The organism is Alteromonas nitratireducens, from assembly GCF_040812025.1.
In the GTDB taxonomy this organism is placed as follows: domain Bacteria; phylum Pseudomonadota; class Gammaproteobacteria; order Enterobacterales; family Alteromonadaceae; genus Alteromonas; species Alteromonas nitratireducens.
Map to the genome: position 1 here is coordinate 269,375 of NZ_JBFNPK010000001.1, position 26,636 is coordinate 296,010.

Annotated in this window: 23 protein-coding genes; 17 read left to right on the forward strand and 6 right to left on the reverse strand. The window is 52.0% G+C overall.

Features of this window, described 5'->3' with window-relative positions; all coding sequences use genetic code 11:
• Nucleotides 1–82 precede the first annotated feature (82 nt).
• From AB1N33_RS01220 to AB1N33_RS01240, 5 genes are read left to right on the forward strand one after another with little or no spacing between them, the layout of a single operon-like run.
• Nucleotides 83–748 carry a methylamine utilization protein gene (locus tag AB1N33_RS01220; protein ID WP_411269698.1) on the forward strand — a complete coding sequence of 222 codons (666 nt, stop codon included), beginning with the start codon at nucleotides 83–85 and terminating at the stop codon, nucleotides 746–748.
• Nucleotides 748–3,081, forward strand: coding sequence for a putative bifunctional diguanylate cyclase/phosphodiesterase (locus tag AB1N33_RS01225; protein ID WP_411269699.1), 2,334 nt, complete (start codon nucleotides 748–750; stop codon nucleotides 3,079–3,081). The genes AB1N33_RS01220 and AB1N33_RS01225 overlap by 1 nt, the downstream gene beginning before the upstream one ends.
• Nucleotides 3,078–3,914, forward strand: coding sequence for a DUF3034 family protein (locus AB1N33_RS01230; RefSeq protein ID WP_411269700.1), 837 nt, complete (start codon nucleotides 3,078–3,080; stop codon nucleotides 3,912–3,914). Before AB1N33_RS01225 ends, AB1N33_RS01230 begins: the two co-directional genes overlap by 4 nt.
• Nucleotides 3,908–4,324, forward strand: coding sequence for a group I truncated hemoglobin (locus AB1N33_RS01235; protein WP_411269701.1), 417 nt, complete (start codon nucleotides 3,908–3,910; stop codon nucleotides 4,322–4,324). Before AB1N33_RS01230 ends, AB1N33_RS01235 begins: the two co-directional genes overlap by 7 nt.
• A gap of 29 nt (nucleotides 4,325–4,353) precedes the next feature.
• Entirely contained in the window at nucleotides 4,354–4,512 is a 159-nt protein-coding gene (locus AB1N33_RS01240) for a YqaE/Pmp3 family membrane protein (protein ID WP_411269702.1), read from the forward strand.
• A 191-nt stretch (nucleotides 4,513–4,703) separates the two neighbouring features.
• On the opposite strand, the gene AB1N33_RS01245 is transcribed toward AB1N33_RS01240, so the two are convergent.
• From AB1N33_RS01245 to AB1N33_RS01255, 3 genes are all read right to left on the reverse strand, one after another.
• Nucleotides 4,704–5,150 carry a hemerythrin domain-containing protein gene (locus AB1N33_RS01245; protein WP_411269703.1) on the reverse strand — a complete coding sequence of 149 codons (447 nt, stop codon included), beginning with the start codon at nucleotides 5,148–5,150 and terminating at the stop codon, nucleotides 4,704–4,706.
• A gap of 168 nt (nucleotides 5,151–5,318) precedes the next feature.
• Entirely contained in the window at nucleotides 5,319–6,659 is a 1,341-nt protein-coding gene (gene gdhA / locus AB1N33_RS01250) for an NADP-specific glutamate dehydrogenase (protein WP_411269704.1), read from the reverse strand.
• Nucleotides 6,660–6,714: 55 nt separating this feature from the next.
• A complete protein-coding gene (locus AB1N33_RS01255; protein WP_411269705.1) occupies nucleotides 6,715–8,355 on the reverse strand; it encodes a diacylglycerol kinase family protein in 1,641 nt (546 codons plus the stop codon).
• A gap of 115 nt (nucleotides 8,356–8,470) precedes the next feature.
• Here AB1N33_RS01255 and AB1N33_RS01260 point away from each other — a divergent pair, with 115 nt between their 5' ends.
• From AB1N33_RS01260 to AB1N33_RS01290, 7 genes are all read left to right on the forward strand, one after another.
• Nucleotides 8,471–9,016: a DUF2878 domain-containing protein gene (locus AB1N33_RS01260; RefSeq protein WP_411269706.1), complete on the forward strand. Its 546-nt coding sequence runs from the start codon at nucleotides 8,471–8,473 to the stop codon at nucleotides 9,014–9,016.
• Between the two features lie 10 nt (nucleotides 9,017–9,026).
• Nucleotides 9,027–9,716 (forward strand): SDR family NAD(P)-dependent oxidoreductase, encoded by a 690-nt coding sequence (locus AB1N33_RS01265; protein ID WP_411269707.1) that lies wholly within the window; start codon nucleotides 9,027–9,029, stop codon nucleotides 9,714–9,716.
• Between the two features lie 265 nt (nucleotides 9,717–9,981).
• Complete coding sequence (locus AB1N33_RS01270) at nucleotides 9,982–10,470, forward strand: hypothetical protein (RefSeq protein ID WP_411269708.1); 489 nt, start codon at nucleotides 9,982–9,984, stop codon at nucleotides 10,468–10,470.
• Between the two features lie 508 nt (nucleotides 10,471–10,978).
• Nucleotides 10,979–12,478, forward strand: a complete 1,500-nt coding sequence (gene putP / locus AB1N33_RS01275; protein WP_411269709.1) for a sodium/proline symporter PutP — start codon at nucleotides 10,979–10,981, stop codon at nucleotides 12,476–12,478.
• Nucleotides 12,479–12,498: 20 nt separating this feature from the next.
• Nucleotides 12,499–13,608, forward strand: coding sequence for a glutamate 5-kinase (gene proB / locus AB1N33_RS01280; RefSeq protein ID WP_411269710.1), 1,110 nt, complete (start codon nucleotides 12,499–12,501; stop codon nucleotides 13,606–13,608).
• On the forward strand, nucleotides 13,605–14,852 hold the full coding sequence (locus AB1N33_RS01285) for a glutamate-5-semialdehyde dehydrogenase (RefSeq protein ID WP_411269711.1): 1,248 nt from the start codon (nucleotides 13,605–13,607) through the stop codon (nucleotides 14,850–14,852). Before proB ends, AB1N33_RS01285 begins: the two co-directional genes overlap by 4 nt.
• Before the next feature lie 96 nt (nucleotides 14,853–14,948).
• Nucleotides 14,949–15,848, forward strand: coding sequence for a mechanosensitive ion channel family protein (locus AB1N33_RS01290; protein WP_411269712.1), 900 nt, complete (start codon nucleotides 14,949–14,951; stop codon nucleotides 15,846–15,848).
• A gap of 21 nt (nucleotides 15,849–15,869) precedes the next feature.
• Here the strand turns inward: AB1N33_RS01290 and AB1N33_RS01295 are convergent, their stop codons facing one another.
• Nucleotides 15,870–16,421, reverse strand: a complete 552-nt coding sequence (locus tag AB1N33_RS01295) for an HNH endonuclease (protein ID WP_411269713.1) — start codon at nucleotides 16,419–16,421, stop codon at nucleotides 15,870–15,872.
• A 257-nt stretch (nucleotides 16,422–16,678) separates the two neighbouring features.
• Here AB1N33_RS01295 and pnp point away from each other — a divergent pair, with 257 nt between their 5' ends.
• Both pnp and AB1N33_RS01305 read left to right on the forward strand, forming a co-directional pair.
• Complete coding sequence (gene pnp, locus AB1N33_RS01300; RefSeq protein ID WP_411269714.1) at nucleotides 16,679–18,787, forward strand: polyribonucleotide nucleotidyltransferase; 2,109 nt, start codon at nucleotides 16,679–16,681, stop codon at nucleotides 18,785–18,787.
• A gap of 84 nt (nucleotides 18,788–18,871) precedes the next feature.
• The gene (locus tag AB1N33_RS01305) at nucleotides 18,872–19,168 is read left to right on the forward strand and encodes a DUF1244 domain-containing protein (RefSeq protein ID WP_411269715.1); all 297 of its coding nucleotides are present in this window, start codon (nucleotides 18,872–18,874) and stop codon (nucleotides 19,166–19,168) included.
• Between the two features lie 111 nt (nucleotides 19,169–19,279).
• Here AB1N33_RS01305 and cdd read toward each other — a convergent pair whose 3' ends face one another.
• The gene (cdd, locus tag AB1N33_RS01310) at nucleotides 19,280–19,669 is read right to left on the reverse strand and encodes a cytidine deaminase (RefSeq protein ID WP_411269716.1); all 390 of its coding nucleotides are present in this window, start codon (nucleotides 19,667–19,669) and stop codon (nucleotides 19,280–19,282) included.
• 139 nt (nucleotides 19,670–19,808) lie between these two features.
• Here cdd and nlpI point away from each other — a divergent pair, with 139 nt between their 5' ends.
• Complete coding sequence (gene nlpI / locus AB1N33_RS01315) at nucleotides 19,809–20,699, forward strand: lipoprotein NlpI (protein WP_411269717.1); 891 nt, start codon at nucleotides 19,809–19,811, stop codon at nucleotides 20,697–20,699.
• Nucleotides 20,700–20,707: 8 nt separating this feature from the next.
• Nucleotides 20,708–22,171: a tetratricopeptide repeat protein gene (locus tag AB1N33_RS01320; protein WP_411269718.1), complete on the forward strand. Its 1,464-nt coding sequence runs from the start codon at nucleotides 20,708–20,710 to the stop codon at nucleotides 22,169–22,171.
• 21 nt (nucleotides 22,172–22,192) lie between these two features.
• On the opposite strand, the gene cysZ is transcribed toward AB1N33_RS01320, so the two are convergent.
• Nucleotides 22,193–22,945: a sulfate transporter CysZ gene (gene cysZ / locus AB1N33_RS01325; protein WP_411269719.1), complete on the reverse strand. Its 753-nt coding sequence runs from the start codon at nucleotides 22,943–22,945 to the stop codon at nucleotides 22,193–22,195.
• A gap of 217 nt (nucleotides 22,946–23,162) precedes the next feature.
• Between cysZ and smc the strand changes: the two genes are divergently transcribed.
• The gene (gene smc / locus AB1N33_RS01330) at nucleotides 23,163–26,630 is read left to right on the forward strand and encodes a chromosome segregation protein SMC (RefSeq protein ID WP_411269720.1); all 3,468 of its coding nucleotides are present in this window, start codon (nucleotides 23,163–23,165) and stop codon (nucleotides 26,628–26,630) included.
• Nucleotides 26,631–26,636: the final 6 nt, after the last annotated feature.

Sequence of the window (26,636 nt, forward strand, 5' to 3'; positions counted from 1 at the left end):
ACGCGAAAATTGCAGGACTACCAGCATTACGATATGTTATTGATATCGGGATAATCAGTCGCGCCGTCGCGCTAAGGCAGCTATGCCACACTTCTTCGGAAAAGCCAGAGCATGGGGTTTTCTTCTGTTCTTGCCAGTTCTTTGTCTGGCCGCGTCCGTATCAGCCAAAACACTGGTACTTGTCGATCAGAATGCGTCGCCGCTCAAAGACGTGGTTGTCAGTATTCCGGTAACAACCCCCGTGCCAGTGCCTGACGAGCCCGCTATCATGGACCAGGTCGATAAGCAGTTTGCGCCCTACGTCCTGGCCATTCCCCGCGGTCAGTATGTCAGTTTTCCAAACAGCGATAACATCCGCCATCATGTGTATAGCTTTTCCGCACCCAAGATGTTCGAGATAAAACTTTACAGCGGTGACAGTGTGAAACCGGTTGTTTTCGACAAGCCTGGCCTGGTTGTGCTGGGCTGCAATATTCATGATCAGATGATTGGCTATATTTATGTGTACGACAATGAACAGGTCGTTATTTCTCCCGGGTCAGGTGAAGTCACGCTACCGGATAACGTAACGGAGGTCACGCTCTGGCATCCCGACCTCTCGCTTGATCAGACGCTACGACAAACGTTCACGCTTGATCCCGACGAACAAACCGAGACACTGACACTTACCCTGATGTCGCCGCCCGATCAGGACACTGAAAAAGACGCGCCCGCAACGTTCGGTAAACGCAAGTTCGGTGGTGACTGATGAAAGTGATGTCGCTGCGCCACAGTCTGTTTCGAATTCTGTTAGGCGGCATTGTCATTACAGCCGGCCTTATCCTGTTGTCGGTATGGAATGCGACCAATGATTTGGTAGAAAGAAACCTCGAACAGGAACTGCGCGTCGACACTAATATTCTGCAATATATAGTTGAAGAGAAAGCCAAAACGCTATCGGTGTCAGCGTCCGTGTTTTCCTCCGCGTACGAGTTCAAGGGCGCGTTTGCGACCCGGCATGCACCCACCATCAACAGTGTGTTGCAAACCATGGATGGGCGGCGCGATTTTGATTTTCTGATCATGCTGGACTTACAGCGAAACGTGATTACCGCCTATCCTGAAACGATCATCAGTGATGCCCAGTCCGCCTTTACAGATGCCTTTACCCGCTTTGACCCTTCATCAGTTACCAGCAGTTATGTGTTTATGGGCAATACCCTTTACCATGCGGTTGCCGCACCCATTGAAGCACCGAGGGTAATCGGCTATCTGGGAGCCGGCTTTGCACTGAATGACGCCTTTTTGCGTGAACTTAGTGAGGTAGTGAAGGCCGAGGTCATCATCAGCAAGACCACAGGCGATACCGAGCAGGTCATCAGTAGTTCACTGCCAGCAAGTAATGCCTCAGGACTGATGGTAGCCGGTGAAACAGGCATGAGCTGGCTTGATGTCATGTTCGGTGATGACGCGCTCTACGAGGTGCGGACCCTGACACTTAACGGTATCGATCATCTGCCGGTAAAAATCAGTATTGCGCTGGATGTCAGTGAACAGTACCAGCGATTTATCGACCTGCAGGCGGTGGTGATTTCTATTTCGCTGATCGCCATGTTTGTGTCACTTGCCATCGCGATGCGGCTGTCACGCCGTGTCAGTGAACCGGTCGCGGACCTGGTCAGTGCTGTGAACAATATTGCCGACGGTGACTATGCCCAGCCGCTTCAGACATCAGGCCGGTTAAGTGAGATAGGGGAGCTTGCCGGGGCCTTTACCCGTATGCAGGACAGAATTCGGTCTCGTGAAGAACGGATCCGTTTTCAGGCTGAGCACGACATGCTTACCGGGCTGTTTAACCGCGACTTTGTCGAGCGTGAAATCTCACGGCGGCTGGAAAATAACGACGCGTTCCAGATTATTGGGATCAACATTAACGGGTTTCGTACCATCAATGACCTGTACGGTTACACCAACGGTGACCGCTGCTTGCGGGTAATTGCCGAACGACTGACTCGCTGGCCGGGTATGGCCGCCAGGCTGGCAGGCGGCGAACTGTTATTTTCTCCGCAGGAAACACTGAACGACCTGCAGCTGGAGACGCTGCGACATATTCTTGAACAGCCGGTTGAAAGCCAGTCGCTGGCAATCCCCATAAAAATGAGTTTTGCCCTGATAGCCTGTCCTGAGGAAGCTGACAACGCGCAGGAAGTATTCAGAAAGCTCAATATTATTGCCGATGAAAGCGAAAAACGCGGACGCTGGCTGGTCAGTTATGAGCAGGAAATGGAAGCGGCATACCTGCGCAGACTGACAATTATCACCGAGCTCAAACGTGTGCTCAGCACAGAGCAGTCAGAGCTGTCAATGGCTTATCAGCCCAAAATTGATCTGCGGAGCATGACGGTCTGCAGTATGGAGGCACTGATCCGCTGGAATAACCGGGTGCTCGGCTTTGTTCCGCCGGACGAGTTTATCAGCATTGCCGAACAGGCAGGCCTGATAGAGCAGGTGAGTGGCTGGGTTATTGAACGTACGCTGATTGACCTGGCTGATTTCAGAGCACGCGGTTACCAATTTACCGTCGCGATTAATCTGTCCACTCAGGACATCCAACAGCCGTTATTGCTGGAGCGGCTGACCACAGTAATTGAACGCGAGGGACTCAGCGCCGGCGACATCGAGCTTGAAATCACCGAAAGCGATCTGGTGGAAGATGCTGCCGTGGCCATACACAACCTTAACCGCTTACGGGATGAAGGGTTCAGTTTTGCCATTGATGATTTTGGTACCGGGTATTCGTCGCTGGCGTATCTGAAAAATCTGCCGGTAAATGCCATCAAAATTGATAAAAGCTTTGTGCTGAATCTGACATCCGATACCGATGATCAACAAATCGTGCGAACCGTATTGCACCTCGCCGATGTATTTGGTCTGACCGTGGTGGCTGAAGGGGTAGAAGATGCATCAGCATTGCAACTGTTAAAAGAGTGGGGATGCGAGTTTGCGCAGGGCTACCATATTAGTCGTCCGCTGAGTGTCAGTGCGCTGCTCGAGTGGCTTGATGAAACCGGGTTTCGGGTTTCAGCAAAGGAGAAGTTATGAAACGTAGTATGTCCGTAATGCTGCTGTGTGCGACGCTGGCAGGGCCGGCAGTAGCCGGCGACGGCAAACTGATTGGTACGGCCGGTCTGAACCAGCTTGAAGGAAGCGGAGGCGGCGGGATTGTGCCCTGGGCGACCTTGTCGGGCTATGACTCTGATGAGCAAACGTCGCTCAATGTGTTTACCACGCTGGTGAATGTTGATGACTATCGTTTACAGGTCCTTGGCGCCAGCGCGTCGCTGTATGACCGGGTTGAGCTGTCAGTTGCCCGCCAGACCTTCGACCTGACGACTCTCGGGGGCGATATTTCGCAAACCGTCTGGGGCGCAAAGGTCAGGCTGTATGGTGATGTAGTGTATTCGCGTTTTCCTCAAATCAGTGCGGGCATGCAGTATAAGGATTTACAGGACGATGCCATTGCGACTGCGTTTGGCAGCGCAGACAGCAACAGTATTGATTATTATCTGGCGGCCACCAAGGTGCACCTTGGCGCCGCAGGCGGGTATAACCTGGTCTGGAACCTCACCGCGCGCATGACCAATGCCAACCAGATGGGATTGTTAGGGGCAGGACGGGCTGGTGATGACGGGTATGATCTGATGCTTGAAGGTTCGGTAGGTGTGCTTTTCAACCGCCATTTTGCGGTGGGCGCAGAATACCGGCAAAAACCGGATAATCTGGGATTGGGTGAGGATGACTGGTGGGATGTATTTGTCACCTATATTCCTTCCAAGTCGTTCAACGTCACCGTCGCATGGGCAGAACTGGGGAGTATCGCTGGTGCCGCCGGACAAAACGGGCTGTATGTGTCGGTAGGAGGTCAGCTATGGTAATTCGGCATGCGACAGCAGGGTTGCTGTTGTTACTGGGCGGATGTGCATCCACGTCGACGACGCTCTATAACGAGTTAGGCGGTGCGCCCACAATTGATGCGATCGTTGATAATTTTATCTATGAAATTGAATATAACCCGACTATTCTCAAGTACTTTGAGGGCAGCGATATTGCACGGTTTAAAGAGAAGCTGACCGAGCAGTTATGTATGGTCAGTGACGGTCCGTGCAGCTACACCGGCGATACGATGGAGCAGGTGCATGGTGGTATGCAAATTACCGAAGCTCACTTTAACCTGACCGTTGATTTACTGATTAATGCAATGAACAAGGCGGATGTACCACACCGCCTGCAAAATCAGCTGCTTGCAGAGCTGGCGCCCATGCGTGGGCAAATGCTGTATAAATAACCCTGACACAATAATAATAGGAACAGCCCATGGACATTATTCGCATTCTCATCGCTATTCTGCTGCCACCGCTTGGCGTATTTCTTCAGGTCGGCATTGGCGCACAATTCTGGATTAATATCCTGCTGACGTTGCTCGGTTATATTCCGGGGATCGTGCACGCGGTATACATTATTGCCAAACGCTAGGGGCGGCTGGTCACGGTTTTTTCGGCTTAACACCGACAAAAATACGTACCAACCGATCAGCGCGGCGACGATCGACGCGATAGTTTGACCAACAAACGTCATCAGGCGGGACGCGCCCGCCACCCAGATGGTGGCGGTCAGCGCCGCCAGTACAATAATCAGTGACCAGACTGTCATAGGCTGCTCCTGTTTCAGGCGGCCTCACTGGCGTTTTTCATTTCCTGCAGGTATGCATCGGCCAGTGCGCCTTTTTCGTCATTGTTAAGCAGTTTGCCTGCGGTCTGGAAAAACGACTGCTCCTCATCTTTAAGATGATGTTCTACTTTTTCCTTCAGGCTCTTTAAGTGATGCAGCCAGGCCGACGACGACATGTCGGTTTCATCCAGCTTTTCAACCAGTTCATCTATTTCGTGGTGTTCCGCAATACCGTGCCGTGACAGTTCAACTGCACTGTCATGTTCGAGCAGTGGAGAATAAAAATGGCGCTCCTCTGCCATGGCGTGATTGGCGAGCGCCTCTTTAAGTTCGGCAAAATAATCGCGACGGGCAGCGCTGTCGCCACTGGTTTCGCTCAGAATTTTTAATAACAGACGCTGTTTTTCATGATCATGTCTGAGTGCCTCGAAAATGGTTTTCATCGTTTGCTCCCTGTTGTGAGTCCATACCATAAGAAGCGAAATGCGTTCCAATATTCAGAGTGGTTTAAGTGTTTGAAAAATATATTGAAATTTAGAATCTGCCATCACGGTAAAGAAAAATCTTCACAGCGATGGCAGTAATTACACTGTCAGGGAGGGGGAGCTGGCTTAGATTCCCTGTGCCACCATTGCGTCAGCAAGCCGGCGAAAGGCAGCAATATTGGCACCCTTGGCATAGTTGATAAACCCGTCATCCTGGCCCTCATCCACGCATAACTGATGGATCTCTTCCATGATCGCCTTCAGGCGGCTGTCGAGGTGTTCAAAGGTGGATGGCTGAAAGCCGGCATTTTGTGACATTTCCAGGCCAGACAGTGCGACCCCGCCAGCGTTAGCGGCCTTACTCGGCACATGCGGCAGTTTTGCATCAAGAAAGCAATGTCGTGCGGCGTTGGTGCAGGGCATGTTGGCGCCTTCCAGCACATAACTGCAGCCGTTTTTAATCAGCAGTCTGGCGTCCTCTTCGTCCAGCTCATTCTGGGTGGCGCAGGGCAGGGCGATATCACCTTCAACGAACCACGGGGTTTTGTTTTTGTGCCACTTTCCGCCAAATTCATCGGCCATAGCAGCCAGTATATTGTCGTGCTGGTCTTTATTGGTCAGCGCAAAGCGCACCATGTCCTCGGTGATACCGTCTTCATACACCCAGGCGCCCCGGCTATTCGACAGGGTAAGGACTTTTGCGTCATAGTGAATGGCTTTAAGGGCGGCGTGCAGAGCAACATTACCGGCGCCGGAAATCAGTACACGCTGGTCCTTCATGGGGGTTTCATGGGTTTCCAGTACCGCGCGTAAGAAATAAATCAGCCCGTAACCGGTGGCCTCCGTTCTCACATAGCTGCCACCAAAGCTGACGCCCTTGCCGGTGATAACTCCTTCAAAGCGATTTTTGATGCGCCGGTAGTGGCCATACAAATACCCAATTTCACGGGCACCCACATTAATGTCACCGGCAGGAACATCGGTCCGCGAGCCAATATGGCGCTGCAGTTCAGTCATAAACGCCTGACAAAAACGCATAATGTCCGTGTCGCTGCGTCCTTTCGGGTCAAAGTCAGAACCCCCTTTCGCGCCTCCCATCGGCAAGCTGGTCAGCGCATTCTTGAAGGTTTGCTCAAATGCCAAGAACTTAAGAATCGATTCATTAACAGTGGGGTGGAAGCGCAGGCCCCCTTTATACGGGCCAATTAAACCGCTGTGCTGCACCCGCCAGCCCTGATTGATTTCAGCGTGCCCCTCACTGTTCTGCCAACTGATATTAAACGTGATGATGCGCTCAGGAACACACAGTCTGCGAAGTACGTCGACGCCCTTGTACTGTTCGTTCGCGTTGTACACCGGCACAATGTCAGCAGCCACTTCGCGAACAGCCTGAAGGTATTCTTCCTGACCCGGGTGACGTTCCTCAAGCCAACTGATTAGTGCATCATGATTTGATTGACTGCTCATAGTTTCCCTTATTGGCTAAACACAGGGGTTCATACCAGATTGTAGACGGTCACGATCAGTCTGTGTTCAGTGCCGGACTGTTTTTGCGGGTCAGCAGAGTGAGACTTCGTGGCCGGGTTTCTATCAGAATATCCTTACTTTCCCGTACCTCTCCGTCCAGTGCGTAGGTTCGGGAATGAGTAAAGCTTAGCCGGACTTTGCTGGCCTGCTTATGTTTAATTCGCGGTGAGGCCTTTTTTCCATCGGACGTGCCAAACACAAGTTCGGTCAGGCTAAGCAACGAGTCGTCTGCGCCGTCATGGGGGGTAAGCCAGGTAATATCCACTTTGCCATCAACCGCACTGGGATCGCTGCTGCCCTGCGCCAATGCGGTCGTACGCGGTGCCGCATTGGCTATTACCAGGCTGGGTGTGGTGAGCTGTTGTTGGTCGTCGTCATCAAAACTTACCGTGAACGTGAGGTCGTTGTTGGCCGACACCGCATTCCATAGGCCCTGCAGATAAGCCATCTGGCCGCCCTCATCTTTATTATCCCGATCAGCATGAGAAATCATTTGTTCCTCAAACCCGACCGCCGCGACCATCAGCATGAGTTCATCATTACAACGCGCGGTGTCAATGTTTGCAGTGTGACCATCGATAATAATGTCACAGGCGGTGCTGACCGGCATGAGTTTACTGCGATAGCCATGAAACACCTGACCAAGCGCATTGGCTGTGCCCATAGGTATGATCCCCAGCGTCGCTGTCGCGTCCACCAGCTGGCTCGCCACTTCTGCCACGGTGCCATCACCTCCGCAGGCAATAATGTAGTCACAGTCAGATTTGAGGGCGCGCTGAGTAAGCGTAGCGGCACCGGTATCGGGCGTGGTTTCCAGTACCTCGACACGAAAATGTGGATTAAGCCTGGCCAGAATGTCCTCTTTGTGCTGCTGCCATTTGCCGCCTCCTGCCACCGGGTTGGCAATCAGGGCGAGCCGGGTGGATAGAGCGAGCTGTCCGTCATCTCTTAGCAACTTCAGTGCCTTTAGCTGACGGTGATTCAGCCTGGCGGTATCACGTACCGACTGAATACGCCCGAGTGCCTCGTCAACCGACAGGGTAGCGTCTTTAGCCAGCAGATACGCAGCTACTACCAGCACAGACCGGCCGCGACCCAGCGCACAATGCACAACGACCTTGTGGCCGTCTTTTATTTGCTGATCAATCCAGTTGATCGCCGTATGCAGTTGCTCCGGTGTCGGGCTGGTGTGGTCAAGTACCGGAATATTGAGGTAATGACAGTCGTTTTGAAACGCGCTCCAGTCAAGGCCGTCGAACTCTGCGGTTACATCAAGAATGGCGCTGACCTGGTTTTCCCTGAGTGTGTCAATATCACGGCCAAACAAGCGGCAGGCGAGGAATACGTCATCGGTGATTTGCTGAACAGCCGGCACACGGTCGTATTTTCTTGCCCAGCTGTTATACAGTCCGGTGCCAAGCAGGAAAGGCACGAAAATCCAGCGAATATAGACCGGAATCGTGCCGTTACTCCGTTTTCTGAACAACGAAGGGTAGCGAAACAGGTAAGCGAGAGAAACCGTCAGCAAAGAAAAGCCCGCCCAGGCCAGAATAATTCGTAACAGCCAGAGATCGGTCAGCCACGCACACAGCAGCGCGATAAGCGCGCCGGTGAGGTAATACTTTACCATCTTCATGAAATTTCCTTATTACTTGCAATAGTTGAACTTCCCCGGGTGAATTCGTGTATTGAAATCAGGGACAAACCACAATGCCTGTCAGGCACGTTGAGTGATAAGCAGAATTCTTACCATGTCGTCGAATGCAGTGAAAAACGGTGTAAATTTTGTATGGTTCCAGGCTATCTGGTTCCTGGCTATCTTTTTCCAGTATGAATGGTTCTGGTTAATCATAATGTTGCTGTTTGGCTTTTTTATTGTCGTCGGGCAACGGCTGCTGGAACTGAAAGTGATGGTCAGCGTGGCCGTGACCGGGGTTATTGTAGACAGCGCACTGACCGGCGCAGGGGTATTTATCTTCGATGACCAGGTAAGGGCTGTTTGGATCCCCTGGTGGCTTGTCACGCTGTGGCTTGGTTTTGCCGGCACATTGCGACACAGCTTGCGGTATCTCGGCGAGCGTCCCTGGTTATGCGTGGCCGCAGGGGGGATTTCCGGCCCACTCAGCTATCTTGCCGGTGAGCGGCTCGGTGCGGTGAGTTTTGGCTATCCACTCACCGTGACGCTGGTGATCCTGTCGGCCGTATGGGCAGCGTTACTGCCGCTAAGCTTCTACCTTATGAAAAGGGCTGAACAGGCTCCCCTTGTTACCTGTTCAGAGTCTGCAAGCAACGACTAAGGAGAGACACATGACACGAACTGTTTTGGTGACCGGTGGCAACCGCGGTATCGGGTTGGAAGTGGTAAAAGGTTTTGCCCGTGAAGGCTATAAGGTCTTACTGGCGTGCAGAAAAGAAGAAGAAGGACTGGAAGCAAAAAAAGACATTGTCGGCGGCGACGTTCATGTGATTGAAATGCCGCTCGACAATGAGCAGGGGATCATCGATCCGCTGATCAGAGCCCAGGCCGTTTATGGTGACATCGACATTCTAATCAACAATGCGGGGATTGCCTGCTGGGACAGTCTGGATGATGTGTCGATGGAGGATGTTACACAGGCAATGCAGGTGCATGTGTTTGCACCGCTGACACTGATAAAACAGCTGTTGCCAGCCATGAAGTCCAGGGGCTTTGGCCGTATTGTTAATGTCTCATCAGGCTATGGTTCTTTTGCTGAGGGGCTGGAGGGGCCTGTTGCCTATGCCATCAGCAAAGCCGCACTGAACGCGCTGACGCTGAACATTGCCAGAACGCTGGATAAAGAGAGTAATGTCAGTATCGTCAGTGCCTGTCCGGGATGGGTGCACACCCGCATGGGCGGGCCCGATGCGCCGAAAACACCAGAAGAGGGCGCTGATACGCTTGTTTGGCTGGGTTTACAGCAGGATGCATCAACAAACGGCAAGTTTTTCAGAAACCGGGAAGTCATTGCGTGGTAATACGACAGGCATAGGCTATCTTGTCATGTTGCGCGCGGTGAACACACCGCGGGTAGGTTTTTCCTTGCGGTGTGAAAAAAATACACGGTCAGTCGATCAGCACATCGGGTCATCGCGACAATTTTTTTGTAAACCGCTTACTTTACTGAGGCTTAAAAGGATCGTTTGGCGCTGAGATTATCGATAGATTGTTGGCGCCATGATTGCATTATCACGTTTTATACTGAGGTGACGCAGGAAAATGTCCTGCACCGGAGGCGTGGTGATGAAAACATCGATTGCCGTTATTTATCAGCCAGAGTTACTCAAAGACAATGACATTGCACATGATGTGATCCAGGGGATTACCAGCGAGCAGGTCAATGTTGTCGCGTTCACTGTCGCCAATGCGCTGGCGAGTCTGAATGAGCTGGACCAGTTTGATGGCCTGGTTTTTGGTACGCTGTCAGGCGAGTTTTTCTCTTCAGGCGAGATGGATGCATTTATCCTTGCGACGGTCGAAAAGTCTGAATCGGGTTCCTGGCGCGACAAAATTGCTTCGGCGTTTCCCAGTTCACTCTCACTGACCGCTGAAACCATGCCATTCATGCTGCGCCTGTCTATTTTCTGCGCGCGCCACAATATGATATGGGTGGAAGACGGTGCATTTCACGACCCGGATATGCCTGCGTGCGAGTACGAGACGCCAAGTCCGGGCTTTGAATACGGTCAGCGTATTGCCCGTGTAACCAAACAGTGGATGCCTGCAGACTGAAGCCTCCCGTAGTCTTGTATGAGATTTTACTTCAGCAGTAAGTGATCTCAGTCTTACGTCAACTCACGCGGCGTGGTCCCCTGCCTGATCCGTCTTATTACTGACGTCTTTTTGTAAATCAGCCGACTCCCCGTTAATAACGTTATCATTCAAGTTAATGTTTAAAATAAAGAACAATTAATAAACTTCAATTGAATTGAATAATTATCTAAGGCAGTTGCATGATTTCTTGTCCTTTAACAGTCTGTTAACTTTTTTCTTTCTTGTGGTATTCAAAGGAAAGATATTATAAAACAATAATTTGCTGTTTATTTTTGGCGTTTTATTAACCTGATCCATTTTCACAGTAATTTCATACCAAAGATATTGATTGTATAAGTTGATTAATAAATGCGCTTGAATTCAGTCTGCAGATACTTATATAATTAGTGCTCTAATTATTGTTGAGCAATTCATTCCGGCGGGTGCTGGGTAAATTCATCAGAAATTAGCGAGGTGCATACAGGTTATGCAAACTGAAGCATATATTTCACTGGCCATCTATTTCTTAGCCATGCTGGGGATAGGTCTGTTTGCTTACAGGCAGTCTACCAGCGACATTTCCGGATACATTCTGGGTGGCCGACAGGTGAGCCCGCACGTTACGGCGTTATCTGCCGGGGCGTCTGACATGTCGGGGTGGATGCTGATGGGGCTGCCTGGTGCCATGTATTTAACAGGGTTTGACGCAATGTATATTGCCATCGGCCTGCTGGCCGGTGCGCTTGCCAACTATCTGCTGGTTGCCCCTAAGCTGCGGGTGTATACCGAGGTGGCAGATGATTCACTGACCGTACCGGAGTTTTTTGCCAAGCGTTTTGGAAGTAAGAACGCATCGGTGCGGATGGTGTCGGCAGCCATTATCGTGTTGTTCTTCACGTTGTATACGTCAGCCGGTCTGGTTGCAGGCGGAAAGCTGTTTGAAAGTGCGTTTGACGTGCAGTATCAGTGGGGGCTGATTATCACGCTGGCCGTGGTGGTGTCATATACGTTGCTGGGCGGTTTTCTTGCCGTGAGCATGACGGATTTTGTGCAGGGCTGCATTATGTTCATTGCGCTTATTCTGGTGCCGATTGTGGCCTTCACGGAATTTGACAGTGCGTCACAAATGGCAAACTCGGCCTATGAGTCGGTTCCGAATCTGACGGAATCATGGAAAGAGCTGAGTATCATTGGCCTGGTTTCGAGTCTGGCGTGGGGATTAGGTTATTTTGGACAGCCCCACATTATCGTGCGGTTTATGGCAATTCGTTCAGTTAAAGCGGTCAAAACAGCACGTAACATCGGTATGTCGTGGATGCTGGTAACGATTATTGGATCGCTGGGTACGGGCTTTGTCGGCATCGCTTACGCGAACCAGTTTGGACTGGAAGTTGCTGACCCTGAAACGATTTTTATTTTGTTTTCGCAGTTGCTGTTTCATCCATTAATCAGTGGTTTTCTGATGGCTGCAATTCTGGCTGCCATTATGAGTACCATTTCGTCACAGCTGCTGGTGTCAGCAAGCTCGCTGACTGAAGACATCTATCGTGTGTTTTCGAAAAAAGAAGTCAGTGAAAAAACGACGGTAACGATCGGACGAATGGGTGTAGCGGGGGTTGCTATTGTTGCACTGCTGCTGGCCATGGATTCGTCGAACACAATTTTGTCACTGGTGAGTAATGCGTGGGCAGGTTTTGGTGCTGCCTTTGGTCCGCTTGTGCTGTTCAGTCTCTATAAAAAGAACCTGACACACAAAGCGGCACTGGCAGGTATCGTGACAGGCGCACTGACTGTCCTGTTCTGGATTTACGCACCCGTGCTGGAAGACGGCGAGGCACTGAGCTCGGTCGTCTACGAAATTATTCCTGGGTTCATTGTCAGTATGACAACATTGTGGCTGGTATCGAAATTTGATGAACAGCCCTCTACTGAAGTAGAGCAGATGTTTAATGAAGCCAGCAGAGAATTAGCGGAACAACAAGCTTAAGTGAAGGTGAAAGTACTATTATGAGTCATCCCAATTGGAAACGTGTGGTGGTAAAAGTGGGCAGTGCATTGATATCGCCCAACAAGCAAGGATGCAGCAGCCACTATCTGTTAAGCATTGCACAGTTTATTGTGCGGTGTCGCGCAAACGGTACGCAGGTTGTACTGGTATCGTCAGGGTCGGTAGCGGCTGGCGCCCACCTGTTTCCTGAGGAAGCGTCATCGAACATCGCGATTAAAAAGGCGATGGCTGCGGCAGGTCAGACAGAAATGATTTCAACCTGGGACAGGTTGTTCGATTTTCCGTCAGCACAGATCCTGCTAACCCATGCGGATTTGCGCGACCGTGAACGTTACGTGAGTATTCGCGATACCATCGACAGTCTGCTGGATCACGATATTCTGCCAATCGTTAACGAAAACGATACGGTTACCACGGACAAGCTGAAAGTAGGCGACAACGACAACCTGTCAGCGATGGTGGCTGCTGCGGCCGATGCCGATGCGCTGATCATCTGTTCGGACATTGACGGGCTGTATGACAAAAACCCGCATGAACATGACGACGCAAAATTATTGTCGTGGGTTGAGGAAATCAACGACGAGATTTACGCCATGGCCGGTGGTGCCGCGAAAGATGGTGTTGGTACCGGCGGAATGCGGACTAAAATTGAAGCGGCTGAAAAAGCAGTTTCTCACGGCATTGATACGTTTATTATCAATGGCTTTACTGAGCTGTCGTTTAACATGCTGCTGGAAGGGAAGAACCCTGGTACCCATTTCCAGCCGTATGAAAAGCCGATGAAAGAAAACATCCACTGGATGCGTCATACGTCCAACGCGCAGGGTGAAGTGATTGTCGAGAGTAATTTTGACGCGTCACTGGAAGAAGACACAGAAAGTTTAACAAGTAGTGAAATAGTCGATGTGAAAGGTGAGTTCTCCGTCGGCGATACCATTCTGGTTCGTAAAGACGACGGTACCGCGCTGGTGAAGGCGAAGTCGAACTACAGCAGCTGTTTGCTGAATTTTATCGCCAAGCAGGACAATGAAGAGTTCGCGTCTGAATTTGAAGAGAAGACCGGCCCGATTATTTCTAAACAGCATATAGCAAACCTGGAGAAAGAATGAGCATTATTACAGAGTTATCACAACAGGCAAAAACCGCAGCCAGAACCCTGGCCGTGCTGGATGAAAGCACAAAAAATGCGGTTCTCAAAGACATGGCCGACGCGATTCGCGCCAATAAAGAGGCCATCGTTGAGGTAAACCTGAAAGAAGTCGCACGGGCTAAAGAGAATAATCTGGATGAGGCCATGATTGACCGTCTTATTCTGAATGATGCCCGTATTGAAGACATGGCGGCTGGTATTGAAACCATTATCAGTCTGGATGATCCGGTCGGTCAGGAGCGCGTGATCAGTCAGCGCCCGAATGGCCTGGAAATCAAGAAAATGCGCATCCCTCTGGGCGTGGTTTGCATGATATACGAGGCGCGTCCTAACGTGACCGCTGATGCCGGTGCGCTGTGCTTTAAGTCAGGTAACGGTGTTATTCTGCGTGGTGGTAAAGAAGCACTGGACACCAGTCTGGCGATTGCCAAAATCATGCAGGACGTCCTGGAAAAGCATGGTCTGCCTAAGGCGCTGATTACCGTCGTGCCTGATCCTGACCGTGCATTGATGCAGGAACTGATGGAACAGGACGATGCGATCGATGTCATCATCCCCCGTGGTGGTGAAGGTCTGATTAAATACGTGACCGAAAATGCCAAGGTACCGGTGATCCAGCACTTTAAAGGCGTATGTCATCTGTATGTCGACAAAGACGCCGACCTGAATAAAGCGCTGAACATTCTGATGAATGGTAAAACGCAGCGTACCGGCGTGTGTAATGCGCTTGAGGGACTGATTGTGCACCAGGCTGTGGCTGCAGACTTCCTGCCAATGGCCGCGAAAGCCATGGCGGAGAAAAACGTTCGAGTCCATGCCGATAAGCGGGCAGGCGAGTACTTTGATGGTGCTGACATCATTGCCGATGATGCATTTGGTGAAGAGTACCTGTCGCTGGAAATTGCGGTAGGCATTGTCGATGATTTCGACGCCGCGCTGAATCACATTGCGCGCTTCGGCAGTAACCACACTGAGGTGATCTGTACTGAGAACAAAGAGACTGCCGCATTATTCCAGCGTGCAGTCGATGCTTCTGCGGTCGTTGTGAATGCCTCATCACGCTTTAACGACGGCAGCCAGCTGGGGTTGGGTGCGGAAATCGGTATCGCGACGACCAAGCTGCATGCGTATGGTCCGATGGGGCTGGAGTCACTGACCACGGAGAAATACCTGGTCAATGGTGACGGTCAAATTCGCGAGTAACGCACGTTGTACCCATGAGTCATATGATTCATAATGCGACGCCGGGCTTAGCCCGGCGTTTTTATTTGTCTTTCAAAATGTTAGTTGGAGTTCGGAATGACATTTGATGCACAGCAGGTATGGCTTCAGATAACAGGCTTAATGCAGCAACATAAATTACTGACGTCGGTCGCGCTGATTGTCGTGCTGCATCTGTTCAAGCGGCTGTTGCTCAAAGTTATTCGTAAACGCAGTACCCGCCGTGGCGAAGATCGGCGTAATCAGCTCAATATTCTGGAACAACTGGGTAACGCCCTGATTCTGGTGGCGCTGATGGTGTTGTGGTCGTCGGAAATTCAGAGTCTGGCGATTTCCATTGCGGCATTTATGGTGGCAATTGTACTGGCAACCAGAGAGTTTATTCAGTGTTTCCTGGGCTTTATCTACTACCTTGGGGCCAGACCGTTCCGGGTAGGAGACTGGATCCAGATGAACCAGATCGTTGGCGAAGTGGTGGAAATGGACTGGGCAAAAACGGCGCTGCTGGAAGTTGATCCTGACTCCTTCAGCTACACCGGCAAACACGTGTATGTGCCAAACAGCCAGCTGGTGACCCAAACGGTTCGTAACCTGAACTTCATGCGCCGCTACCGTCTGCACACGTTTGAGATTGTGAATGAGTCGGTGGTTAATGCCTATAAACTGTTACCGGCGTTTATTGCCAGAGCGCAGGCGCATTGTGAATACTTCCGTGATGTTGCTGAACGTTACAAAGGACTGATTGAGCGTCATCTTGAACAGGAGTTCATCAGTATCGATCCCGAAGTAGAAATTGCCACCAATAAATACGCCAAAGTGGTGGTTAGGGTATCGCTGTTTTGCCCCACTGCCGAAGCATATGAACTGGAGCATAAAATCTGTGCTGACTGGATGAACCTGTGGTTCAGGGCACAAAAGGAAGAGCAGGCGCTGGACAGCATGACAACCGAAGTGGTCAACCGCTCAGTCACCGCCTGAGCCGGCTGCCAAGAAGTCCCGTCAACAGGTATCCCACTGCCTTCGTTGAGTAAAGTGACTTTCCAGAAACGCCATCTGGTCAGCCAGAATACGTCGGTTCATCAGGTAAAACCGTTCGTACAGGTTGGGGCGAAACGGTACGGCGAGCAGCGGCATACCGGCCTCTTCCGGGGTACGCGCGCTCTTGGCGTGATTACAGCGTGAACAGGCGGTGACCACGTTTGTCCAGCAGTCTTTGCCGCCGCGGGAGCGCGGCAGAATATGGTCCCGGGTAAGCTGGGATGGCGTAAATTTCTGACCGCAATACAGACACAAATGATTATCACGTCGAAATAAGTAGCGATTGTTCAGCGCAATGCTTCCGGAAGTGTCGGTTACCTTACCGTCACAGGCAATGATAGAAGACAGTTCAAGCACGCTCTGCACACCCATAGCATTCCAGCCACCGTGCAGGGTACAGGACTGGCTGCCTAACTCGAACAGCACCTTGTCCTGACAATATAGCCGCGCCGCATGTTCCGGATCTATCCACTCCTGTGGCATACCGGCTTTGTTCAGGCGAAGAATCAACATAACCGCTCCTTTATGGCAACCAGGTCTGTTGTTTCTATAGCATACGCTATTTGTTACGGTTTGATGAAAAATTATACTGAGCGCGGTAAAAATGCGTATGTCTGTGGCAAACTAAAAGCACGCGGGGTAAAACAGACTGTGCGAAAGAGAATTCGGCGGGCCGGTGATTTGGTAATGGCATTAGCGGTGGTTCGTCGTTATACTATGCGCCGCGTTTAAAAGCGATAACAAAGAAGATTGAAATTAAAGGACAACTAGTGACTCCTATTACAAAAACATTTCAGTATGGACAGCATACTGTCACTCTGGAAACGGGTGTAATTGCCCGTCAGGCAACGGCAGCCGTTATGGCCAGCATGGACGACACGTCTGTTCTGGTAACCGTTGTTGGTAAGAAAGAAGCGAAAGCGGATCAGGATTTCTTCCCGCTGACCGTAAACTATCAGGAAAAGTCATACGCAGCCGGTAAAATTCCGGGTGGCTTTTTCAAACGTGAAGGCCGTCCTTCAGAAGGCGAAACACTGATCGCCCGTCTGATTGACCGTCCAATTCGTCCGCTGTTCCCTGAAGGGTTCAAAAACGAAGTTCAGGTAGTTGCAACTGTGATGTCTGCAAACCCTGATATCCCGACTGACATTATTTCAATGATTGGTACCTCTGCGGCACTTGCCATCTCTGGCATTCCGTTTAACGGCCCGATCGGTGCAGCCCGTGTGGGTTACATCAATGGCGAATACGTGCTGAATACCCGTAGCGAAGAGCAGGCCGAAAGTGCACTGGATCTGGTTGTTGCCGGTACGCAAAGCGCAGTACTGATGGTGGAATCAGAAGCGAACGTACTGTCTGAAGACACCATGCTGGGCGCCGTTATGTTCGGTCACGAGCAGATGCAAACCGTCATTGATAACATCAACGAATTCGCTAAAGAAGTGGGTACTCCGGCATGGGACTGGCAGCCAGAGGCAGAAAACACTGAGCTGAAAGCGAAAGTGAAAGCACTGGCCGAAGCCGGCATGACTGAGGCGTACCAGATTTCTGACAAACTGGCCCGTAAGGATGCTGTCACAGCAGTAACCGAGAAGGCACTGGCAGACATTCTGGCAGAAAACGAAGAGCAGGACGCAAAAGAAGTCCTGGAACTGTTACACGACCTGGAAAGTGACGTAGTTCGTTCACGCATCCTGGCCGGCGAGCCGCGTATCGACGGTCGTGGCCCTGCCATGATCCGTGCGCTTGACGTAGCCACTGGCGTGCTGCCACGTACTCACGGTTCAGCCCTGTTTACCCGTGGTGAAACACAGGCTCTGGTAGCGGCAACGCTGGGCACTGAGCGTGACGCACAAATGATTGATGAGCTGCAGGGTAAGCGCGACAGCCGCTTTATGCTGCACTATAACTTCCCTCCATACTGCGTGGGTGAAACCGGTATGATTGGCTCGCCCAAGCGTCGTGAAATTGGTCACGGTCGTCTGGCCAAGCGTGGTATCCAGGCGGTGATGCCGAGTGAAGAAGAATTCCCGTACGTAGTGCGTGTGGTTTCTGAAATCACTGAATCAAACGGTTCGTCCTCTATGGCATCGGTGTGCGGAACCTCTCTGGCACTGATGGACGCGGGTGTACCGATTAAGGCATCGGTTGCCGGTATCGCGATGGGCCTGGTTAAGAGCGACGAAAACTTCGTGGTACTGTCTGACATTCTTGGTGACGAAGATCACCTGGGTGATATGGACTTTAAAGTGGCCGGTACTACCGATGGTATCACTGCACTGCAGATGGATATCAAGATTGAAGGTATCACTAAAGAAATCATGCAGATTGCTCTGAAGCAGGCAAAAGAAGCCCGTCTTCACATTCTGAAAGTGATGGATGAAGCAATTGCGGGTCACCGTGAAGAGCTGAGTGAATTTGCTCCGCGCATTTACACCATGAAGATCGATCAGGACAAGATCCGTGAGGTTATCGGTAAAGGTGGCGCGATGATTCGTCAGATTACCGAAGAGTCTGATACCAACATCGAAATTGAAGATGACGGTACCATTAAGATTTTTGCCACCGAGCGTGCGAAAGCCGACATTGCTATCAGCAAAATCGAGCAGGTCACTGCAGAAATTGAAGTGGGCAAAACCTACCACGGTAAAGTTACCCGTATCGTTGACTTCGGTGCGTTTGTAGAAGTGCTGCCAGGCAAAGAAGGTCTGGTTCACATTTCTCAGATTGCGCATGAGCGCGTAAACAAGGTGACTGATTACCTGTCAGAAGGCCAGATGGTAGACGTGAAAGTGATGGAAATTGACCGTCAGAACCGCGTACGTCTGAGCATCAAAGAGCTGCTGGAAAAGCCGGCACCTAAAGCTGACGAAGAGTAATTAGACGACACGGTTGTGTCTTCTTAGAATAATAAAGGGAGCAGTCGCTCCCTTTTTTGATCGCAGACAGAAAGGAAACCCACGATGGATAAACAGGTACAAACCGAAATAGAAGCGGCTACGTTCAGACGCCTGCTTAATCATTTGGATAACAACAAAGGCGTACAGAATATTGATCTGATGATTCTTGCGGATTTCTGCCGTAACTGCCTGGCGAAATGGTACGTAGCAGAAGCCGAAACACGTGGCGAAAAGGTCGATTACGAGCAGGCGAGGGAAGTGATATACAAAATGCCTTATAGCGAATGGAAAGAGAAATACCAGACCCCAGCTACTGATGAGCAACTCGCAGCAATGGAAAAGCGAAAGGCGGGGAAGTAGGCGATTGTCCGTCTGAACCAGGCTATTGAGGACGCACCGGACGGGCTGCGTAGTTTACGTCCGGCGCAAAGAGAGAACCTTACTTACCTGTTGGTTTACTTAAACACCGTGTTATTTCACGCGAAAGGTGTTGGGCAACAGCTCGCCAATGGTGGTTTGCGTGGTATCGCCCTGTTGGTTTACCAGCACCACGGGCGTGTCCGCATCCGCGAATTCCGCAATTTTCTGGCGGCAACCGCCGCACGGATAACAAAATTCGTCGTTAGGGCCGGCTATCACAATGGCAGAGATGGCCTGATGGCCGGCTGCCACCATGTTGCCAATTGCAGTCGCTTCGGCGCATTGCCCGAGCGGATAGGCAGCGTTTTCCACATTGCAGCCAGTGAAGGTTTGGGTGTCCGACAGGATCGCAGCGCCAACGCCAAAACCAGAATAGGGGGCATAAGCTTTTTTCTGCACTTCCCGTGCTTTTTCAATGAGTTTTGTTGTTATTGATGTCATAAGTTCCTTGGTCTGTCAGGCCGTTAGTACTTTACATTTAGAGGTAAATGCGAGAAGGTTGCGGCATCCATATCCCTGACTTTTCAGTGTCAGAGCCTGATAGGTTGAGTAATTAACTTCACAAGAATGCCTTTTTATCATGCGTAAGCTTTTTCGTCCTCTATGTTTTCTGTTGTTTGCCGCATTAATGACCGGTTGTGCCCAGACCCGTGCGCCAAAAGCGCGGTCTGAAATGGGTAATTTGCTGCTGGCTGAGCCTGCACCCGCCAGTCCGCGTTCACAAATGGCCATTGCCAGATACAACCAGATACTCGCAACGGCGGGTATTCCCGATGAGGACAAGGCTGAGCTGCATTTTCAGCGCGGTATGCTGTATGACAGTGTTGGGCTGGCGGGTCTCGCCCAGTTCGACTACAGCCAGGCTATTTCGCTCAAACCGGATATGGCACAGGCCTACAATTCAATGGGCATCCATTATATTGAGCAGATGGAATTTATCCAGGCATACGAGGCATTTGACTCTACCCTTGAGATTGACCCGGATTATGATTTTGCCTTTCTCAACCGCGGTATTGCACTTTATTACGGCGGACGGTCGGAACTGGCGGTAAACGACCTGGGCAAATTTCTGGCGAAGGACGAAAGCGATCCGTTTCGTGCACTGTGGGCCTATTTTGCTCACTATGAAATTTCTCCTGCCGACGGCAAAGCCTATCTCGATAATGTGCGACCTGCGCTGGATGACGGGCACTGGGCAACCTCCCTGGTTGATCTTTTCCGTAGTGAGGTCAGCGAGAACGACGTGCTGAACTCGTTGCTAAACGGGGTTACCAGTCAGAATGCCCTGACCGACAGGTTGTGCGAGGCGTATTTTTACCTCGGCAAATACCACACCCAGCGAGGCAATCGCGGCGTGGCGTCTAACTACTTTAAACTGGCGCTGAGTACCAATGTGTTCGATTACGTTGAATATCGATATGCCCGCATGGAACTCAACCGACTGCGTCAGGTAGCCCAACAGGACGACTAACTGCCCCCATGCGTGGTTTATTGTTCGCACTACTGGCAATGCTGCTTGTTACCGGCGACACCACGTCGGCGATTTCGGCACTGCGCAAAAATGCCCTCGCCGCGTCAAATCCGGCGGCGTTGCTTTACCGTGCGTCCCTGCTGGGTGATCAGGTTGCGCAGGACATGCTGGTTGACTATGCCACCATGCAGAAAAATCGCTACTGGTTGCAGCGTATGGTTGCCCTTGACCATCCGGAAGCGGCATGGGCGCTGTATGAGCTGCGGGGGCCGGAAGCCAGTGAGGGCGAACTGATGGAACTGGCCGCGAAAGGCGGTGTGCCACAGGCGCAACTGGCATACGCGATGTCGGTTGATGGCGCTGAGTTGCGTGAACGCTGGCTGAAAAAGTCAGCGAATCAGGGGTATGAGCCGGCACAGGCCGCACTGGCTGACTGGTATCTGCTACAGGAACAACCCGAAAAAGCCAGACCCTGGCTTGCGCTTACCGCCGACAATGACAATCAGGCGGCCTATAAGTATGGCCGTTTGCTGTGGGAGACCGGCAACCGCGAAGAAGGCAAAGCCTACCTGATCCGGTCCGCGCAGTCAGGTAATGATACAGCCCGGGCGCTGCTTGACATTCTCGGTCGTTACCAGCCTCAGCCGCCCGCAGAGGTGACAGCCTACTCATGGCCGGCCCGCGACTGTAAACAGCGTATTCAGTTTTTTGCGGCATCACTGCCCACCATTCAGCGGGCTGACACCTTCTACCGGGCATTTAAAAGTGATGACCGCCTGGCAACGTTACCGATATGTGTGGCGCCCCCGGTCTGGTTACCTCGCGACACCCTGAACTGTGATAAAGACTGGCGGGGCAGCGGCCGGCTCGGCTGTGACATTCGTCCTGTGGCCCCTGCAGTGGACGCGCGCGATGCCACACACATTGTGGTGGTGGCCGAGCAGGGGAAGGCCAATGTGCATAACGGCGTTATGTATTTAGACATCAGTGATGCCTACTCGGTGTTTGTGCATGAACTGGCGCACTTTTCTGGCTTTGCGGATGAATACCCGATGACAGCATCGGCTGCCCGACGCTTTTGTCAGCCAGCATCAATGCCGATAAACCAGAGCCCCAATATCGTCTTTCACGGTGCGCTGACTTACGCGCCCGCCCGCACACTGTCGCGCTGGCAGACGCTGTCGCCGGGTCATGGGATTTGGCCGGCAAAAACCTGTGAATCTGTTGACGCCCCGGCATATAAACCCAGTGGTGAAATCACCTTTATGGAGCACCATGACAGCGGCGTGATCCCGCCGTTGTATCTTAAACTGTGGCAGGCGCAGATTAATGACAGGACACAGCAGCGACCGGTAAGTATGAATCTGTTTCAGGCATTTCATGGGGCCGGACAGACACCCCAGGCGGGTTACTGGCTGTCGCGCTATCATCGTGAGACCGGACAGGCCGGGCAGGCGGCGGGCGCAAACTGAGTCCGCCTTAACAGTATGAGATTAACGTTTTCTCATCGACAGAGCTTCGTCGCGAAGTTCGTGCACCCACATTGATGTAGCGCCACAAATAGCCACCGGCATAACAATGAAGTTCACAATGGGGATCAGTGAGAACAGGTTCACCATGATCCCGAAAGAGAAAGCGCGGGACTTATGCCGCCCAAGGTGCTGACGCATCAGGCTGAACTCCAGTTTGTGGTTGTCGTAGGGATAGTCGCAATACTGAATCGCCATCATCCAGGCATTAAACAAATACCAGATAATTTGCCCGAATACCGGCACAAACAAAAAAATCAGCAGAAAGCCAACAGCGCGCGGCAGGTACCACAACAATTTTGCCAGTTCGCGGGACAGGGTGCGCGGAATGTCTTTAATCAGCCCCATGACACCTTCATCTCCGAGTGCCTGACCGGTCAGATGCCGTTCTACCTTTTCTGATAATACGCCGTTAAACGGCGCCGCAATCCAGTTTGCCAGTGTGCCAAATACAATGGCGAACACCAGGAGTACACTGACGACGGCCAGCGGCCAAAGGATATACTCGATGGCGGTGGATGCCCATCCCATCCAGTCCGGCACCAGTCCAATCAGGTAGCGGATCCCGTCGTCAATCAGACCAAATAAAAAGTAAAAGGCGGTAGCGAATAAAATCAGGTTAATTGTCAGCGGTACAAAGACGAATCGCTTCAGCCCTTTGGTGGTGATCAGTGAGAACCCTTCAAAAAAATAATGAAAACCACTTCTCGATGTCATATTGACTCCTTACTTCCCAGTCAGTGGCAGTATAAACCGCCCGTCACTGCACCATGAAATGCCATTTGTTACAACCTGTGAGTTTTGGTACAGTCGAACGAATAACAATAATGTCATGATCGCGCTTATTTATGTTGCCAATTAGTTTGGTATTAACTGATTCCGGTCCGGTGTCTGATGACGCCCGGGACGTGCTTACCTTAATGGGAGCGCATCGGTGCGCCTGAAGAAGATCAAGCTGGCTGGCTTTAAGTCGTTTGTCGACCCTACCTCTATCCCGTTCCCGGGAGACATGACCGCGATCGTTGGCCCGAATGGCTGCGGTAAGTCGAATGTGATTGACGCCGTGCGCTGGGTACTGGGTGAAAGCTCAGCCAAAAACCTGCGCGGCGATGCTATGACCGATGTGATTTTTAACGGGTCGTCAGCCCGCAAACCGGTCGGCCAGTGCAGCGTAGAACTGGTTTTCGACAACAGCGCCGGTCGCCTCGGCGGTGAATATGCACGCTTTAATGAATTATCGGTTAAGCGCCTGGTTACGCGTGACGCAACCTCAACCTATTTCCTGAACGGCACTAAATGTCGCCGGCGGGATGTCACCGACCTGTTTCTGGGAACGGGTTTAGGACCGCGCAGCTACGCCATTATTGAGCAGGGCATGATTTCCCGCCTGATCGAATCTAAACCTCAGGAGCTTCGGGTTTTTATTGAAGAAGCCGCGGGCATTTCCAAATACAAAGAACGCCGGCGTGAAACGGAAAACCGGATCCGCCACACGCAGGATAACCTTGAGCGGCTTGAGGACGTGCGGGGCGAATTGGGACAGCAGCTCGAAAAGCTGCAGCGCCAGGCCGCCACGGCGGCACGCTATAAAACGCTCAAGACCCGAATTCGTGAGCTGAAATCGCAGCTGGCGGCGCTGCGCTGGCTCACCAATTCTGAGCACATCACTAAACTGGAACAGACGCAGGCCAAGGAACAGCAGGAGCTGGATGCGCTGGTGGCTCAGCAGCGCGGTGACGAAGCCGGTATCCATCGCTACCGCGAGCAGCAACAGGCAGCCAAGGCCAGTCTGGACGCACTGCAGCAGGAATTATTTACCACCGCCACTGCAATCACGCGGCTTGAACAAAATACCCTGCATGGCAAACAGCGCCATCAGCAATTAATAGAAGAGCGTAACCAGCTGACTGAACAACAGGCATTGCTTGAGGCCTCGCTGAAAGATGCCCGCGAGATTTGCCAGCGCGCAGACCAGGAACTGCAGCACATTGTGCCTCAGAGCGAGCTGATGGAAGCGCAGCTTGAACAGGCTGTCGAGCAGCGTGAAGAGGCAGAACAGGCGCTGCGGGCGTTCTCGTCTGAAAGCCGTGAAAAGGAACAAAAATATCAGTCGCTAAAACAGGAAGCGCAGCACTGTCACAGCAAAATCCAGTCAACCACCAGCATGCAGTTACGCACCACGCAACGTCTCAGTGAACTTGATGACGAGCTGGGGATGCTCAGACAGGATGATCTGGACGCCAGAATTGAACAGCTTGATGCTGCCCTGGATGAGGCACGAATGGCACTGGACGAGGCGCAGGAAGCACTGAGTGAATCTCAGCAGCAGGCCAGGGCCGCGAAGGATAAGGTGACCGCCGCTGACAACGCCAGGCAGCAGATGACAGGCACCTGTCAGCGCCTTCAGTCAACCATTGCGGCACTGGAAGCCCTGCAGGATGAAGCCGCCCGGCAGGATGTTGAGGTAGAGGGTGTACGTCCGGTCTGGCAAAGCCTGGATGTCGAAGCCGGTGCCGAGGCACTGTTTGAGTTTGTGTTAGGTGCTATGCAACAGCCCCTTATCAGCGAGTCGTTGTCTCTGCATGAACTGGCCTCGCAGTCTGAGACGCTGCCGAAAGGGAAAAAAATCTGGGGCACGCTTGCCACGTCATCAGCCAAGCCGGCGGGGACGCTGGCTGTATACATCAATCAGGCGGACTATCCCGCGTTGTTCGATGACATTCTGGTGTGTGACACACTGGCCGGAGCGCTGGATAAACACGCGTCGTTGTCAGCTGGTCAGAGTATTGTTACCCGCGATAACCTCTGGCTGGGTAAAGACTTCGTACTGGCCGGTGAACCGGACGGGCGGGAAGGCGCGCTGCAGCGCGCTGCACGTTTATCCACCCTGACTCAGGAACTGGATGAGGCGCAGGCGCGGTTAGCGGCGCTCGAAGACGAAACCGAACAGGCCACGCAACAGCTCTACGACGCAGAGCAGCGCATGGAGCAGTGCCGCGAAGCGCGCGAGCACGCGTCGGTACAGTGCCAGCAACTGGACAGTCAGCGCAACATGCTGGATATGCAGCGTGAGCAGGCGCGAAGCCGTCTGCAGAAACTAATTGAAGAGCGCGAGCGCCAGAAAGCGCTACTGGACACCGAGCATGCACAGCTTGAATCCCTGTCGGAGCAGCTCGAAACGCTGGAGGAAGCGATTCTTGATTATGAAACGCACATGAAAGCGGTTGAACAGCAGCGCGAACAAGCTGAGCAGCGTGTTGCCAGTGCCCGAACCACGGTGGAACAACTGGTCGAGAAAAAACACAGCCTGGATCTGACCCGCAAACAGCAGGAAAACCAGTTGCAGCTCTATCAGCAACAGGTGGCCCGAAACGAACAGCAACTGCATGATTATCGTGCGCGAGACGCCAGGCTCAAAGAAGAGCAGGAGAGTCTGTTAAGCCCGCTGGAAACGCAACAGGAAGAACTGCAGATCCTGCTTGAACGTAAGCAGGAGATAGAAGAAAGAAAAAGCGAATGTCAGGCAGAGCTTGATCATGTAGACGCGCTGCTGCGGGAAGCTGAGCAGGGGCAGGCTGGCATCGCCAGCAAAATCAGCCAGCGTCAGACCGTCATCGAAAAACTCAAAATTGATATTGAAGGTTTCCGGGTGAGGGCAGCTGCTGTACTGGAACAGTTGGAAGACACCGGCGTAGGCCTGAAAGCGGTACTCGAATCATTGCCGGAGGACGCCAGTGAGGATACCTGGCAGGCGGAGCTGGAAAAAAATCAGGCCGCCATTGATCGGCTGGGTGCGGTTAACCTTGCCGCAGTGGAAGAGTTTGAAATACAGTCGCAGCGTAAAGCGCACCTGGATGAACAGCACAACGACCTGGTCTCGGCGCTGGATACCCTGGAAGCCGCTATCAGAAAGATAGATAAGGAAACCCGTACGCGCTTCTCGGCTACCTTTGAACAGGTTAATAATGACCTGAAAACCCTGTTCCCGAAAGTGTTTGGTGGAGGCTCGGCATACCTCGATCTTACCGATGATGATTTGCTGGAGACCGGCGTGACGATCATGGCGCGGCCACCGGGAAAGAAAAATAGCACTATTCATCTGTTAAGCGGTGGAGAAAAAGCGTTAACCGCTTTATCATTGGTGTTTGCAATTTTCAGGCTGAATCCGGCGCCGTTTTGTTTGCTGGATGAGGTTGACGCACCGCTGGATGACGCTAACGTCGGACGCTTCTGTAAGCTGGTGTCCGAAATGTCACAGACAGTGCAGTTTATCTATATCACCCATAATAAAATTGCGATGGAAATGGCCAGCCACCTCACCGGGGTGACCATGGCGGAGCCGGGCGTCTCACGCATGGTTGCTGTGGATGTGGAAGAAGCCATGGCCTTCGCAGAAGCATAACAAGGG